We start from the raw sequence: 13859 nt of genomic DNA on the forward strand, positions 1-13859 counted from the left end.
GGGGCGGTCAGCGGGTCAGCAGGGCGATGGTCAGGCCGGGGCGGGGCCAGATCCGGGTCACGCGGTACCGGGCCCGTAGCGCGTCGGCCTTGGCGGCGGGCAGGGCGGCGAGCGGGTCGCCGGGGTGGCCGGCGACCACCAGCCAGATCCGGTCGGTGCCGGCCAGACAGTCGGTCGGCCGGCCGCACTCGGTGGCCCAGTAGTCGCCGCGACGATCCTGGTCCTCGGCGAGCAGCACGTCCCTGGGCGTCCGCTCGCGCAGGTGGTAGCGCAGACCCAGATCGAGCAGGAGCCAGCCGTCCCGGGGCGAGTAGACCACCGCGTCGCCGCTGTGCTGTTCCGCCGCGACGAGCCCGGCCGCGCCCCGGTAGTCCACCGTCGCCGTCCGGGGCCACTCGTGGCTGTGGCGCAGCGCGACCTGGTCGGGGAGGCCGAGCAGCCCGGCCAGGAGCACCACGACCAGCGCGGCCGGCAACCGGGCCGAGGCCAGCGCCCCGCCGGCCAGCAGGCAGGCGAAGGGCACCACGAAGAGCAGGTAGCGAGGAACCCAGAGCGGTACGACCAACCCGGCGAGGAAGAGCAGCGCCACCGGGAGCAGGACGCAGTTCGCCGGCAGTAGCGCCCACCGGCCGGCCCGGATCAGGCCGAGCGCGGCCAACCCGACAAGTACTCCGCCGACCACGCCGCTCTGTGCCACCCCGCCGGGCAGCGCCGCCAGGTCGGCGGGGCGGGCGGCGTCCACCCAGTCCAGTTGCCGGCTGCGTTGGCCGGCACCGACAAGCGCCAGCGGCGTGACGGCCAGCGCCACCGGCACCAGGGCGGCGAGCCACCGCCACGCCGCTCGCCGACGGCAGCCCGGCCGCGAGGCGGCGCCGAGCACCACCACGGCGTGCGCGGCGAGCAGGGCGAGGGCGATCACGTGGACCAGTCCGAGAGCGGTGGTCGCCGCCGCGTAGCCGGCCCAGCGGCCCCAGCCCGGCCGGCGCAGCGCGTCGACAAGCAGCAGGGTGCTCAGCACGGCGAGGGCGGTGGCCAGGGCGTACGGTCGGGCCTCCTGGGCGTACCGGGAGGTGCCGGGCAGCACCGCGAAGAGCAGCCCGGCCAGGGTGCCGATGCCGAAGCCGGCGAGCCGTTGCCCGAGCGCGGCGGTCAGCCCGGCCGCTGCCGCCATCGCCAGCGCCGACGGCAGGCGCAGCGCGGCCACCGAGTCGCCGACGACCGCCACCCACGCGTGCATGAGCAGGTAGTACGGCGCGGCGGTGGCGTCGATGGTGCCGGCCAGCCGAAGCAGCCCGGGCACCGGCCGGGTGGCGGCGCTCCAGGTCGCCAACTCGTCCCGCCACGGCTGAGCAGCATCCAGCCCGGCCAGCGCCACGACCAGGGTGACGCCGGTCGGCACCAGCCACACCGGCAGGGACCGCAGGCGCAGACCGCCGAGCCGGACGCCCGTTCCGGCGACTGGGACCGACCTACCGGACAAATCCCCCATGCCGCGAGCCTGCCACAGGGACGGGGGTGAGGGTGGCGTGCGCCACCGCCCGTGATGTGGGATCGCGCACCCACTCATTGGCCGGGGCCGACCTGGTGTGGGAGCATGACTCTCATGACTGCCGCCGTGGTCCGCCGTTTCGTGGCTCGTCGCCACGTGGACTACGGTCGCGTGCGCAGCGCCATCTGTCCGGCTCACTGACGACGCCCGATCAATCCTGCCTCGGGCCCGCAGCGCGCCGGCCGCACCTGACACCGTTGTCCACGGCCCCATCCGGAGCCGTTGTCGCGCCCGGCCGACCGACCGAGGCACCGCAGACAACGGAGGACGCCGCGATGGCGGTCAGCGAGATTCCGGCCCGCCCCGGGAACCCCCCGGCGCGACCCGCGCGGGCACCACGCCGAGCCCGTGGCGAGGGCCAGTGGGCGCTCGGACACCGTGAGCCGCTCAATCCCAACGAGCGGATCAAGAAAGACGACAACCCGCTCAACGTGCGGGAGCGGATCGAGAACATCTACGCGCACCGCGGCTTCTCCTCCATCGACCCGCAGGACCTGCGCGGCCGGTTCCGCTGGTGGGGCCTCTACACCCAGCGCAAGGCGGGCATCGACGGCGGGCGTACCGCCGTGCTGGAGCCGCACGAGCTGGAAGACGAGTACTTCATGCTCCGGGTACGCGTCGACGGCGGCCAGCTCGACCTGGCGCAGCTGCGCACGATCGCCGAGATCTCCCGGGAGTTCGCCCGGGACACCGCCGACATCACCGACCGGCAGAACATCCAGTACCACTGGATCCGGGTCGAGGACATGCCGGAGATCTGGCGGCGGCTGGAGTCGGTCGGGTTGCAGACCACCGAGGCGTGCGGCGACTGCCCGCGTATCGTGCTGGGCAGCCCGGTGGCCGGGGTGGCCGAGGCCGAGCTGATCGACCCGACCCCGGCGATCGACGAGATCGTCCGGCGGTACGTCGGCGACAAGCAGTACTCCAACCTGCCCCGCAAGTTCAAGTCGTCGATCTCCTGGCTGGTGGACACCCCGTACGAGGCGAACGACATCGCCTTCCTCGGCGTCGACCACCCCGAGCACGGCCCCGGATTCGACCTCTGGGTCGGCGGCGGCCTCTCCACCAACCCGATGCTGGCCCAGCGCCTCGGCGTCTGGGTGCCGCTGGCCGAGGTGCCGGACGTCTGGGCCGGCGTGGTCGGCATCTTCCGGGACTACGGCTACCGCCGGCTGCGCAACCGGGCGCGGCTGAAGTTCCTCGTCGCCGACTGGGGCGTGGTGAAGTTCCGTGAGGTGCTGGAGAAGGAGTACCTCGGCCGGACCCTGCTCGACGGGCCCGCCCCCGAGCTGCCGGAGAAGCCGGTCGACCACATCGGGGTGCACGCCCAGCGGGACGGTCGCCACTACGTCGGTGCCGCCCCGGTGGTCGGCCGGGTCTCCGGCAGCCAGCTTGCCCAGCTCGCGGACGTGGTCGAGGCGCACGGCAGCGGTCGGGTACGGCTCACCCCGTACCAGAAGCTGCTGGTGCTCGACGTGCCAGCGGAGCGGACGGAGTCACTGGTCACGGCGCTGCGGGGGATCGGCCTGGAGGCCCGCCCGTCGGTCTGGCGGCGCGGCACCATGGCCTGCACCGGCATCGAGTACTGCAAGCTCGCCATCGTCGAGACCAAGGCGCGCGGCGAGGAGCTGGTGGCCAGGCTCGAGGAACGGCTCGCCGGTGCGGATCTCAAGGACGCCGACATCTCCATCCACCTCAACGGCTGCCCGAACGCCTGCGCCCGCACGCAGGTGGCCGACATCGGCCTCAAGGGCCAGCTGGTGACCGGTCCGGACGGCCGCCAGGTGGAGGGCTTCCAGGTGCACCTCGGTGGCGGGCTCGGCATGGCCGCGGGCCAGACCGCCGGCTTCGGGCGCAAGCTGCGTGGCCTGAAGACGACCGCCGAGGAGCTTCCCGAGTACGTCGAGCGGCTGGTCCGGCGTTACCTGGCCGGCCGCACCGCGGAGGAGACGTTCGCCAACTGGGTGATCCGTGCCGACGAGGAGGAACTGCGATGAGCGACCTTAACGAGGTGGCGCGATGAGCAGCGAGACCCGAGCCGCACCGCTGTACTGCCCGTACTGCGGCGAGGAGGACCTACGACCGAGCGAGGCCGGGCCTGGCGCGTGGGAGTGCCACGCCTGCGCCCGGGTGTTCACCGTCCGGTTCACCGGCCTGCTCTCCCGGGCGGTGGAGCGATGAGCGGCCTGGTTTCCGCCGCCGGCCTCGGGCTGGTCGACACCACCGCACCCGCGCAGGCTGGCCGGCGTAGCCCGGACGAACTGCGGGAGCTGGCCGAGCGCGCCGGCCGCGAGTTGGAGGGCGCGCCGGCGTCGGAGATCGCCCGGTGGGCCGCGGAAACCTTCGGCGACCGGTTCTGTGTGACAAGTTCGATGGCCGACGCGGTCCTCGCGCACCTGGTCTCCCGGGTGGCACCCGGGGTGGACGTGGTCTTCCTCGACACCGGCCTGCACTTCCCGGAGACGCTCGCGGTCCGCGACGAGGTGGCCCGGACGCTGCCGGTGAACGTCCGGTCGATCCGGCCCCGACTCACCGTGGGCCAGCAGGACGGCGAGTACGGGCCACGACTGTTCAACAGGTCGCCGGACGAGTGCTGCCGGCTGCGCAAGGTGGAGCCGCTGGAGCGGGCGCTCGCCGGTTATGACGCGTGGGCGGCCGGGCTGCGCCGCGACGAGTCGCCGAGCCGGGCCAACACGCCTGTGGTGGCGTTCGATCCACGACGCGGCAAGGTGAAGGTCAACCCGATCGCGGCCTGGAGCCAGGCGGACGTCGACGCGTACATCGCCCGGTGGAACGTGCCGGTCAACGAGCTGTTCCGGCGGGGCTACGGCTCGATCGGCTGCTGGCCGTGCACCCGACGGACCAAGGCGGGTGAGGACCCGCGCGCCGGCCGCTGGGCCATGTTCGAGAAGACCGAGTGCGGGCTGCATCTCTGAGCGGACCGATCGAGGACGGTAGCCGGCCCGGTGCGTCCGGGCCGGTCACCGACCCCGTGCTCCTGGCCGCCCACGGGAGCCGCGATCCGCGGGCGGCCGACGCGACCCGGGCGCTGGCCCGCGCGGTGGCGGCGGCCCGGCCCGGCACCCCGGTGCTGGCGAGCTGGCTCGATCACACCCGGCCCGATCCGGCGCAGGCGTTGCGTGAACTGGCCGCCGCCGGGCATCGCCGGGCGGTCCTGGTGCCGCTGCTGCTCACCGCCGCGTACCACCGGCGGGTGGACATCCCGGCGGCGGTGGCTGCGGCCAACCGCTCCGGAGCATCGATCCGGGTGCGGGTGACCGACGTGCTCGGCCCGGTCGCCGCCGAGGTGGACCCGGCGCTGCTGGCCGGCCTGCGGCGCCGGCTGACCGAGGCGGATCCGGGCCGGTGGGACGCGCTGGTGCTGGCCGCGGCGGGGACCCGGGACGCCGGGGCGCGAGGGTCCGTGGGGCGGGTGGCCGCCGCGCTGGGCGAGGCACTGGACACCCCGACCCGGGTCTCGTACGCCTCGGCGGCCCCTCCGGACGCCGGGACGGCGGTGGCCCGGCTGCGGGCGGCCGGTGCGCGGCGGGTGGCCGTGGCCGCCTACTTCCTGGCTCCCGGGCTGTTCCATGACGCGGTGACGACGACGGCGCGGGCCGCCGGTGCGGTGGCGGTGGCCGCTCCGCTTACCGATGCCCCGGAACTGGTTGACCTGGTGCTGCGCCGGGTGGACGGTGCCGGGAAGCGGGACGGCTGACGGGCTTGCCGGCCGCGACAGTTGGCGGGCCGGCGCGTCGTCGGCGTGGCGAATGGGCGCCGCTACGGTGCGTCGTCGGATCGGGACAGCAAAACGCCCCGGCGGGCGGTGCCAGCCGGGGCGTGTCGCTTCGGTGCGGTTGTGGTCAGGCGGAGTGAGCGCGCAGCACCCGGAGGCCACCGCGACGCTTGACAGCGCGCCGCTCCTCCTCGCTCATCCCGCCCCAGACGCCAGCGTCCTGACCGGACTCCAGCGCCCACTGCAGGCACTGGTCGGTCACGGAGCAGCGCCGGCAGACGGCCTTGGCCTGCTCGACCTGAAGGAGAGCCGGACCGGACGTCCCAATCGGGAAGAACAGCTCCGGGTCCTCGTCGCGGCAGACAGCATGGTGGCGCCAGTCCATGGCGGCAACACTCCTCATTCTGGATGGGTGGCAGATGTTGCTGTTAGTGCTTTTCCTATATGCATCCGCAATGCCGATGGTGACGGTTTGCATCCGTCAATTCGGCACTGCGTGAGCAGGCTGGTTGCTCCCGGGACCTGCTGGAACAGCTCAGCTTGCTGAGCGCGCCAGGCAATGTCCCGGTAACTCAAGTTCGCTTGTGAATACTTTCACGAACTCACGCAATGTCAAGGGTGGCGCTCGGAAAAACTGCGGGCGGTGAGCAAGCCCACAACCCATTTGTCCGGGTTCCGGATCGCTCCGGCTACCCGCCGTATCACAGCCAATGATCAATATAGTACAGTCCGCCGGACAACGCTGACATTTCCGACACGACTCCCGGGTGTCGCGAAGGCGGGTGTCGGGGGCCACACCGCTTCATCTCTACCCGGCGATGCCGGAGGCCTAACAGATTACTCTGAGTGCGGCCGGAACGGAGGTGAATCTGACTTTTTCCCGCTCGCCAAGATAGTCGCCGTCGAGCTGGAATGCCTGCGGACGGCCCGCTACCAGCGTGAACTCGGCCACGTCGTGCAGTCGCAGCACGTGACGACCTCGCGGGTCGGGCGTGTTGGAGAGCAATTGCGTCACCGTACGTGTCGTACTGGCGACGCCTAGCTGGCGGAGGGCCAGCACATCCAGCCCCAGATCGAACGACGCCTCCGGGTTCGGGTTGGCTTCCCGGTCCCCGACATAGGTCCACGGGGCGGTGTTCTGGACGATGACGGTGGAGAGGTCGACCTCCGCCTCCTCGCCCGGTTGTTCGAGCCCGATCGCCGGGTGTCGCCGTTCGGAGCCGAACAGGAACTGTGCGGTGAAGGCGCGGAAGTAGAGCCCCGGCGAGGAAACCCGACCCTTGCGACGGGCCTCCTCGACCCGGTGGATCACCGCCGCGTCGAGCCCGAAGCCGGCGCAGAACGTGAAGTAGCGGTCGTCCGCCCGGCCGAGGCCGATCGTCCGGTGCCGGCCCAGCCGCAGCCCCTCCAGGATCATGCTGGCGGCCTCCGCCCACTCCCTGGGTAGGCCCAACGCCCGCGCGAAGACGTTTGTCGAGCCGCCCGGCACGGTGGCCAGGGCCGGCAGCCGCTCCGCCGACGGCGGGTGACCACCGGCCGTGGTCGCGGTCATCAACCCGTTGACCACCTCGTTGACCGTGCCGTCGCCGCCGAGGGTCACCACGGCGTCGACCCCCTCGACGGCGGCCTCCCGAGCCAGGGCGGTGGCATGACCGCGCCGGCGGGTGTAGCGCACGGAGAGGTCCACCTCGCTGCGTAGCGCGCGGACCAGCACGTCCCGTGCGCGTTCACTGGTGGTGGTGGCCTTCGGATTGACCAGCAGGACAGCCCGCATGGGCGGCACTGTACTCCGGACCGTCACCGGTATCGTGTCCGCGTGGCCATCGACTCAGTCCCGACCCCCGTCACGCTCCGTTGGGCGGTCCGGCTGTTGCGGGGAGAATCGGTCGCCGTCGCTCTGGTCGCTGCCTGGCTGGTCGTCGCCGACTTCACCGCCACCAGCACCGATCTGACCTCGGCGCTGCTGATCACGGCCTTCGCCATCGGTGCCGCCGCCGCGCTCTGGGCGCTGGGCGGGGCGTTGCTGCGTCGCCGGGCGGGAGCCCGCGCTCCGGCCATCGTGCTCCAGCTCATGCTGCTGCCGATCGGTTGGTTCATGATCCAGGGTGGCCTGGGCTGGCTCGGCGTACCGTTGATCGCGCTCGGGGTCGGCGTCACCTGGCTGCTGGTGAGCCCGCCCACCACGCGCGCCCTGGGCTTCGAGTGAGCTGACGTCACCAACCCGGCGCGCGCCGGGTCAGCAGGGCGATTGTGGCCCGGCCGTCGGCCGCGCTCGCCGAGGCCGACGTGGTCAGCGCGGTGAGCACCTTCCACGCGAACGACGACTCGGCGGGCAGCTTGGCACCCGGCACGGTCGGCACGGTGACCTCGACGGTGAGGGCGTCCTCGGTCACCGCGAACCGGCAGTCGAGATCGGCCCCTCGGGCGGCGATGGCGAGCAGCATGGCGCACGCCTCGTCGACGGCGATTCGCAGGTCCTCGATCTCGTCGAGGGCGAACTGCAGCCGGGCCGCGAGGCCCGCGGTGGCGGTGCGGAGCACGCCGAGATAGCCGCCGTCGGCGGGCACGGTGAGGTGTACGACGTCGTCATCGGTCGCTGGCTGGCCGGTCAGTTGAGTCACCACTCATCCCCCCGGTCGGGGACTCTACCCGCTCAGGCGGTCAAACATGCCGGCGGCCGGCGCGCCCGGTTCCGGACGCGTCGGCCGCCGTGGCCGGCGATGTCACGCCTGCTTGGTCTCCCAGAAGATCTTCGAGATCTCGTCGATCTTCTGGAGCAGCTCGTCGGCCTTGCTCGGGTCGGTGGCGCCCTTGGCACCCGCGGCACCGGCCAGCTTGGTGGCCTCGTTGAAGAGCTGGTGCAGGTGCGGGTACTTCTCGAAGTGCGGCGGCTTGAAGTAGTCGGTCCACAGCACCCAGAGGTGGTGCTTGACCAGGTCGGCCCGCTGCTCCTTGATCAGGATGGCCCGGGTGCGGAACTCGGGGTCGGTGTTGGCCTGGTACTTCTCACAGATCATTTTCACCGACTCGGCCTCGATCCGAGCCTGGGCGGGGTCGTAGACACCGCAGGGCAGGTCACAGTGCGCGCTGGCGGTCACCCGGGGCGCGAGGATGCGTGGAAGTCGCATCGGGATCCTCCATGGGAAGTTTGCGATGATCCAAGACGACATTACTCCTGGAGGTTGGTCCCCGAGGCCGCTGGAGGTGAAACCCGGTGTCCGCGCCCCGGCTGCGGTGGCCACTGTCGGCCGTACTGGTGACCGGTCCGTCCATGTCGCCCACGCTGCGGCACGGCGACGCGGTGCTGGTCCGCAGCGGTGGTCGGGCCGTCCGTGCCGGCGACGTGGTGGTGGCGGTCTTTCGCAGCCGTCCCGACCTGCTGGTGGTCAAGCGCGCGGTCCGTCCCGTCGACGGCGGCTGGTGGCTGTACGGGGACAACGACCTGGTCACCGACGACTCCCGGGCGTACGGGGTGGCCGACGTGGTCGGCCGGGTGGTGGCCCGGTACTGGCCACGGCCCGGTCGGGTGCCGTCCCGCCCGTTATGACCCTGCTCACATGGTGGCCCCGCCCATCCCACTATGCTCGGAGACGCCCGGGTGACCCCCCGCACCGCGTGCCGCCGCTCGCCGCCTCACCGTGCGCCCGACCGGCCGGTCCAGCTGCTCGACAGATCCTGGAGTCACCATGCCTACGTCCACCGTGGACCCTGCTGATCCCGTCTTCTCACTGCACCGGGGCGGCAAGATGGCCGTCGTCTCGACGGTGCCGCTGACCAGCCGGGACGACCTCTCCCTCGCGTACACCCCGGGCGTGGCCCGGGTCTGCGAGGCCATCGCCGCCGACCCGGCGCTCGCCTACGACTACACCTGGGCGTCGAACACCGTCGCGGTCGTCACCGACGGCTCGGCCGTACTCGGCCTCGGCAACATCGGCCCGCGCGCCGCGCTGCCGGTGATGGAGGGCAAGGCCGTGCTGTTCAAGCAGTTCGGCGGGGTCGACGCGGTACCGGTCTGCCTGGACACCCAGGACGTGGACGAGATCGTGGCCACGGTCACCGCGCTCGCTCCCTCGTTCGGCGGGATCAACCTGGAGGACATCAGCGCCCCACGCTGCTTCGAGGTGGAGCGCCGGCTCGACGAGGCGCTGGACATCCCGGTGTTCCACGACGACCAGCACGGCACCGCGATCGTCGTGCTGGCCGCGCTGCGCAACGCCGCCACCCTCCTCAACCGCAAACTCGGCGAGTTGCGGGTGGCGGTCAGTGGCGCGGGCGCCGCCGGGGTGGCGGTGACCAGGATGCTGGTGGCCGGGGGAGTGGATCCGGACCAGGTGGTGGTCTGCGACTCCCAGGGCATCATCTCCGCCCACCGGCCCAGCCTGACCGGCACAAAGGCGGAGCTGGCCGAACTCACAAACGCCGACGGTCGCCGGGGCGACATCACCGAGGCGCTCCGCGACGCCGACGTCCTGGTCGGGGTCTCCGGCGGGCAGATCCCCGAGTCGGCGGTGGCGGGGATGGCCCCCGGTGGAATCGTCTTCGCGCTGGCCAACCCCACCCCCGAGGTGCACCCGGAGGTGGCCGGGCGGCACGTCGCGGTGGTCGCCACCGGCCGCAGCGACTTCCCGAACCAGATCAACAACGTGCTGGCCTTCCCCGGCGTGTTCCGGGGCGCGCTGGCGGCCCGCGCCACCCGGGTCACCGACGCCATGAAGGTCGCGGCGGCCGACGCCATCGCCGCCGTGGTGGCCGAGTCGCTGACCCCGGAGGCGATCGTGCCCTCCCCACTCGACCCACGGGTCGCCCCGGCTGTCGCCGAAGCGGTCGCCGAGGCCGCCCGCCGCGACGGCGTCGCCCGCGCCTGAGGTGTAAGGAGGGGCCCCCTATTAACGCCTCGTGTATAGGAAGGGCCCCTTCTTAACGCCCGCTCAGCTTGTTACCGTGCGGATCATGCGTGCCGCCTTTGCCTCCCGCCTGGACGACGCCGATCCGCTCGCCGCGCTCACCGTCGGTGAGCAACCCGAGCCGAGTCTGCCCGACGACGACTGGGTGATCCTGCGCATCACGGCCAGCTCGCTCAACCATCACGATCTCTGGTCGCTGCGCGGCGTGGGGCTCCGCACCGAACAGCTGCCGATGATCCTCGGCTGCGACGCGACCGGGGTGGACCCCGACGGCAACGAGGTGGTCGTCTACCCGGTGGTGGCCACCCCGGGCGACCCGCGCGGCGTCTCGATCCTCTCCGAGCACTTTCCGGGCACCCTGGCCGAGCGGGTGGCCGTACCCCGATCGAATCTGCTGCCGCTGCCGGCGGGCCTGGCGGCGACCGACGCGGCGTGCCTGCCGACCGCCTGGCTGACCGCGTGGCGCATGCTCACCACCAAGGGCCGCGTCGACAGCGCCGACGCCGTGCTGGTCCAGGGCGCCGGCGGCGGCGTGGCCACCGCGGCGGTGGCGCTGGCCGTGGCGATGGGCAAGCGGGTGTACGCGACCAGCCGGGACGCGGTCAAACGGGAACGGATCGCCGAGCTGGGTGCGACCGCGGTCGAGCCCGGCGCGCGGCTACCCGAGCGGGTCGACGTGGTGGTCGAGACCGTCGGCGCGGCCACCTTCGACCACTCGCTGAAGTCCGCCGCGCCCGGGGCCCGGATCGTGGTCTCCGGGGCGACGGCCGGGCACGAGCCCAAGGTGAACCTGCGCCGGGTCTTCGCGATGCAGCTGGAGATCCTGGGCACCTCGATGGGTACGCCGGGGGAGCTGACCGACCTGCTGACGTTCTGCGCCGAGCGGGGCGTGCGGCCGGTGGTGGACAGCGTGGTGCCGTTCAGCCGGGTGGCGGACGCCTTCGCCCGCCTGCACTCCGGCGAGGTCTTCGGCAAGGTCGTGATCGACCACACGCGGTAAGCCGGAGCATTGCCGGCTGTGTCGGAGCCAGCCGGCCGATCGGGGCGTGCCGGCCGATCGGAGCGTGCCGGCGCTGCCGGCCGCGTGCGCTGCGTGCCGGCTGTGTTCGGGGTGTGCCGGCCTGCCCGCAGCGTGCGCTGCGTGCCGGCTGATCGGGGTGTGCCGGCCTGCCCGCAGCGTGCCGGCAGCGTGCGCTGCGTGCCGGCTGTGTTCGGGGTGTGCCGGCCTGCCCGCAGCGTGCGCTGCGTGCCGGCTGATCGGAGTGTTAAGAAGGGGCCCTTGCTATACACGAGGCGTTAAAAGAGGGCCCTTCCTTACACCTACAAGTGGTTGTCGAGGGTGGCGATGTCGCCGCGGGTGCCGGCGGCGGGGATGCGGTCCCGGGCTTCGGCGTCGCCGTAGAGGGTCCAGCGGAGGAACTCGATTGTGGTGTCGGCCACCACCCGCAGGGCGGGGCCATCGCTGAGCAGCGCGCGGCCGTGGTCGCCCTTGGGCAGGCTCAGCATCGCCTTCGGCCAGGGCACCTTGTCGTAGACGGCCTTGCCGGAGGCGTACTGCACCACCTCGTCGGCCTCGCCGTGCACGAAGAGTTGCGGTGCCGCGGCGCCGGCGAACGCGGTGCCCACCCCGAGGGCGGTGCCGGCGAAGACGATCCCGGCGGCCAGTCGCTCGTCGCGGCCGGTGGTGAACAGCCCGATGGTGGTCACCCCGCCGGCCGAGTGCCCGGCGGCGGCCACCCGGTCGGCGGCGAGCCGCCCGCGCAGCGGGTCGCCGTCGCGGGTGTCGAGGGCGAGCAGCTGGGTCAACGCGTACGACACGTCGGCGGGCTGGTTGAGCACGTCGAGCACGTTCTGGTCGCTGGACCGGGAGGTGTGCGGGAAGGTCGGCGCGGCCACCACGAAACCCGCCGCCGCCCAGCGGGTCAGCAGCTCCGCGTAGTCGGCGGGCCGGCCACCCAGACCATGGCTGAACATGACCACCGGAAACCTGCCGGTCGCGGCGTCGGCCGAGGCCGTCGGCTCTGCACCGGCCCGGCCGGCCGCCGGGTACCAGACCGTCACCGGTAGCGCCCGGTCGCCGTCGCGGTTCAGCTTCAGCTGCCGTACGCCGACCGCGAACTGGCGTTCCGGCGCGCTACCGGCTGGTATCGCCGGTGCCGATCCGCTCGCCTGCGGCGCGGCTGAGGTCGGCGCCGGTGTGGCGGGGGTCGCCTGCGGGGCGGGTCCGGAGTCGGTGGAGCAGCCGACCAGTGCGCTGGCGAACAGCGTGCTGGCGAGCAGGGCGGAGGTGGCACGGCGCGACATGATTCCGATTGTGCCCTGCCCCGCCGCCGCCATCCGCATCCCCTACCGCGTTGATCTTGCACTTTCGGTCGACGAAAAGTCCCTTTTGGTAAGGATTGTCGAGGCGGAAAGTGCAAGATCGCGTAAGTGGGGTGGGGGTGGGGGTGGGGTGGGGTGGGGTTAGCGGGCGGGGCGGGTTTCGAAGGTGGTTACGTTGGGGAGCAGGGCGCGGATGGGGAGGCGGCGGCCGGCCTCGGGATCGCCGTAGAGGGTCCAGCGGAGGAAGTCGGTGGTGGCGCCGAGCACCTGGGCGAACCCGGGGCGGCCCGGGACCAGGTACTCGCCGTGCCCCTGACCCAGCAGGCTGAGAAAGCAGGCCGGTCCGGGCGTACGGCGGTAGGCGGCCCGGCCGACGCTCAGTGGTACCACCGAGTCGGCGGTGCCGTGCACGAAGAGTATGGGTGCGGTCGGCCCCGCGAAGCTGCCCGCCATCCCGCCGCCGGCGATCACGATGCCGGCGCGCAGCCGGGCCGGGTGCCCGCTGGTGAACATTCCGGCCGTGGTGAAACCGCCCGCCGAGTGGCCGGCGGCGGCCATGTGCCGCACGTCGAGATGGCCGGCGAGGGGGTCACCGGCCCGGCGGTCGAGCCGGACCAGGTGCCGGATCACCCGCCATCCGTCGGCCGGCTGGTGACGTACGTCGGCGCGGGAGAAGCGGGCCGCGCCGCGTCTGGTGTGCGGATATTCGGGAGCGGCCACCACGAAACCGGCGGCGGCCCACCGGGCGGTCAGCCCGGAGTGCAGCTCGGGCAGGCTGGCCAGGCCGTGGCTGTAGAGCACCACCGGGAACCGCCCGTCGGCCACCCGGCTGCCCTGCGCCGGGTACCAGAGGGTCACCGGCAGGGGGCGCGCCGAGCCGGGATCGACCACGAATGTCCGGACACCCACCGTGTACTGGAGTCGGGGTGCAGCCCCGGTCGGCGCCAACTGGCCAGCCAGGTCGCCGGTCGCCGCGCAGCCGGCCAGCCAGGCCATCAGAAGGGCGATCGTCGCCGCGACGCACCGCCGTGGAATTCCCACGGACTCACGGTAAGGCCCCGAGTCACCCGTCCGGGTGCCGTTACCCGGTGTCCTGCGACACCCGGCGCGGCGTAGCGGCGGGGCAAGCTGGCTGGACCGGCTTCGCTAGGGTCACGCGCATGGCTGAGAACTACACCGACCCGAGCGGCAACACCGAGGCGTTCCGCGCCTTCGCCAACACCGGGGACGCCCCGGCCCAGCCCGCCTCGCGGACTCCCTTGATCGTCGGGGCGGCCGTGGTCGCGGTGCTGCTGGTCGCGCTCGCCGGCTGGCTCGCCCTCGGCTGATCAACCGGCTCGCTTGCCCG

The 13859-nt window shown here is 72.6% G+C and carries 16 protein-coding genes; 9 read left to right on the plus strand and 7 right to left on the minus strand.

Features of this window, described 5'->3' with window-relative positions; translation table 11 throughout:
• Positions 1-7: 7 nt before the first annotated feature.
• Positions 8-1489, minus strand: a complete 1482-nt coding sequence (locus AC507J_RS06860) for a glycosyltransferase family 39 protein (RefSeq protein WP_496288218.1) — start codon at positions 1487-1489, stop codon at positions 8-10.
• A gap of 335 nt (positions 1490-1824) precedes the next feature.
• On the opposite strand from AC507J_RS06860, the gene AC507J_RS06865 reads away from it, so the two are divergent.
• The 4 genes from AC507J_RS06865 to AC507J_RS06880 are packed head-to-tail and all read left to right on the plus strand — an operon-like array spanning position 1825 to position 5267.
• Positions 1825-3546 carry a nitrite/sulfite reductase gene (locus AC507J_RS06865; protein ID WP_496288219.1) on the plus strand — a complete coding sequence of 574 codons (1722 nt, stop codon included), beginning with the start codon at positions 1825-1827 and terminating at the stop codon, positions 3544-3546.
• A 22-nt stretch (positions 3547-3568) separates the two neighbouring features.
• The gene (locus AC507J_RS06870) at positions 3569-3730 is read left to right on the plus strand and encodes a hypothetical protein (protein ID WP_496288220.1); all 162 of its coding nucleotides are present in this window, start codon (positions 3569-3571) and stop codon (positions 3728-3730) included.
• The gene (locus AC507J_RS06875; protein WP_496288221.1) at positions 3727-4485 is read left to right on the plus strand and encodes a phosphoadenylyl-sulfate reductase; all 759 of its coding nucleotides are present in this window, start codon (positions 3727-3729) and stop codon (positions 4483-4485) included. Before AC507J_RS06870 ends, AC507J_RS06875 begins: the two co-directional genes overlap by 4 nt.
• On the plus strand, positions 4467-5267 hold the full coding sequence (locus AC507J_RS06880) for a sirohydrochlorin chelatase (RefSeq protein ID WP_496288222.1): 801 nt from the start codon (positions 4467-4469) through the stop codon (positions 5265-5267). Before AC507J_RS06875 ends, AC507J_RS06880 begins: the two co-directional genes overlap by 19 nt.
• 145 nt (positions 5268-5412) lie before the next feature.
• Here the strand turns inward: AC507J_RS06880 and AC507J_RS06885 are convergent, their stop codons facing one another.
• Both AC507J_RS06885 and AC507J_RS06890 read right to left on the minus strand, forming a co-directional pair.
• Positions 5413-5670: a WhiB family transcriptional regulator gene (locus AC507J_RS06885; RefSeq protein WP_007072794.1), complete on the minus strand. Its 258-nt coding sequence runs from the start codon at positions 5668-5670 to the stop codon at positions 5413-5415.
• A 444-nt stretch (positions 5671-6114) separates the two neighbouring features.
• Positions 6115-7059 carry a diacylglycerol/lipid kinase family protein gene (locus AC507J_RS06890; RefSeq protein ID WP_496288223.1) on the minus strand — a complete coding sequence of 315 codons (945 nt, stop codon included), beginning with the start codon at positions 7057-7059 and terminating at the stop codon, positions 6115-6117.
• Positions 7060-7101: 42 nt separating this feature from the next.
• On the opposite strand from AC507J_RS06890, the gene AC507J_RS06895 reads away from it, so the two are divergent.
• Positions 7102-7491, plus strand: coding sequence for a hypothetical protein (locus AC507J_RS06895; RefSeq protein ID WP_496288224.1), 390 nt, complete (start codon positions 7102-7104; stop codon positions 7489-7491).
• 7 nt (positions 7492-7498) lie between these two features.
• Here AC507J_RS06895 and AC507J_RS06900 read toward each other — a convergent pair whose 3' ends face one another.
• Complete coding sequence (locus AC507J_RS06900; protein WP_496288225.1) at positions 7499-7906, minus strand: ATP-binding protein; 408 nt, start codon at positions 7904-7906, stop codon at positions 7499-7501.
• 102 nt (positions 7907-8008) lie between these two features.
• Complete coding sequence (sodN, locus tag AC507J_RS06905) at positions 8009-8413, minus strand: superoxide dismutase, Ni (RefSeq protein WP_111245248.1); 405 nt, start codon at positions 8411-8413, stop codon at positions 8009-8011.
• Between the two features lie 143 nt (positions 8414-8556).
• Between sodN and AC507J_RS06910 the strand changes: the two genes are divergently transcribed.
• The 3 genes from AC507J_RS06910 (at position 8557) to AC507J_RS06920 (ending at position 11189) form a co-directional block, all read left to right on the plus strand.
• Positions 8557-8832: a S24 family peptidase gene (locus AC507J_RS06910; protein WP_496288366.1), complete on the plus strand. Its 276-nt coding sequence runs from the start codon at positions 8557-8559 to the stop codon at positions 8830-8832.
• Positions 8833-8971: 139 nt separating this feature from the next.
• The gene (locus AC507J_RS06915) at positions 8972-10150 is read left to right on the plus strand and encodes an NAD(P)-dependent malic enzyme (RefSeq protein ID WP_496288226.1); all 1179 of its coding nucleotides are present in this window, start codon (positions 8972-8974) and stop codon (positions 10148-10150) included.
• Between the two features lie 76 nt (positions 10151-10226).
• Entirely contained in the window at positions 10227-11189 is a 963-nt protein-coding gene (locus AC507J_RS06920) for a zinc-binding dehydrogenase (RefSeq protein ID WP_496288227.1), read from the plus strand.
• Between the two features lie 320 nt (positions 11190-11509).
• Here AC507J_RS06920 and AC507J_RS06925 read toward each other — a convergent pair whose 3' ends face one another.
• Together AC507J_RS06925 and AC507J_RS06930 are read right to left on the minus strand one after the other, a co-directional pair.
• Positions 11510-12493: an alpha/beta hydrolase family protein gene (locus tag AC507J_RS06925; protein WP_496288228.1), complete on the minus strand. Its 984-nt coding sequence runs from the start codon at positions 12491-12493 to the stop codon at positions 11510-11512.
• A gap of 159 nt (positions 12494-12652) precedes the next feature.
• Entirely contained in the window at positions 12653-13507 is an 855-nt protein-coding gene (locus AC507J_RS06930; RefSeq protein WP_496288367.1) for an alpha/beta hydrolase family protein, read from the minus strand.
• A gap of 164 nt (positions 13508-13671) precedes the next feature.
• Here AC507J_RS06930 and AC507J_RS06935 point away from each other — a divergent pair, with 164 nt between their 5' ends.
• Positions 13672-13839 (plus strand): hypothetical protein, encoded by a 168-nt coding sequence (locus AC507J_RS06935; protein ID WP_496288229.1) that lies wholly within the window; start codon positions 13672-13674, stop codon positions 13837-13839.
• The last annotated feature ends 20 nt before the right edge of the window (positions 13840-13859 follow it).

The organism is Micromonospora sp. PRAS1 (assembly GCF_059553435.1).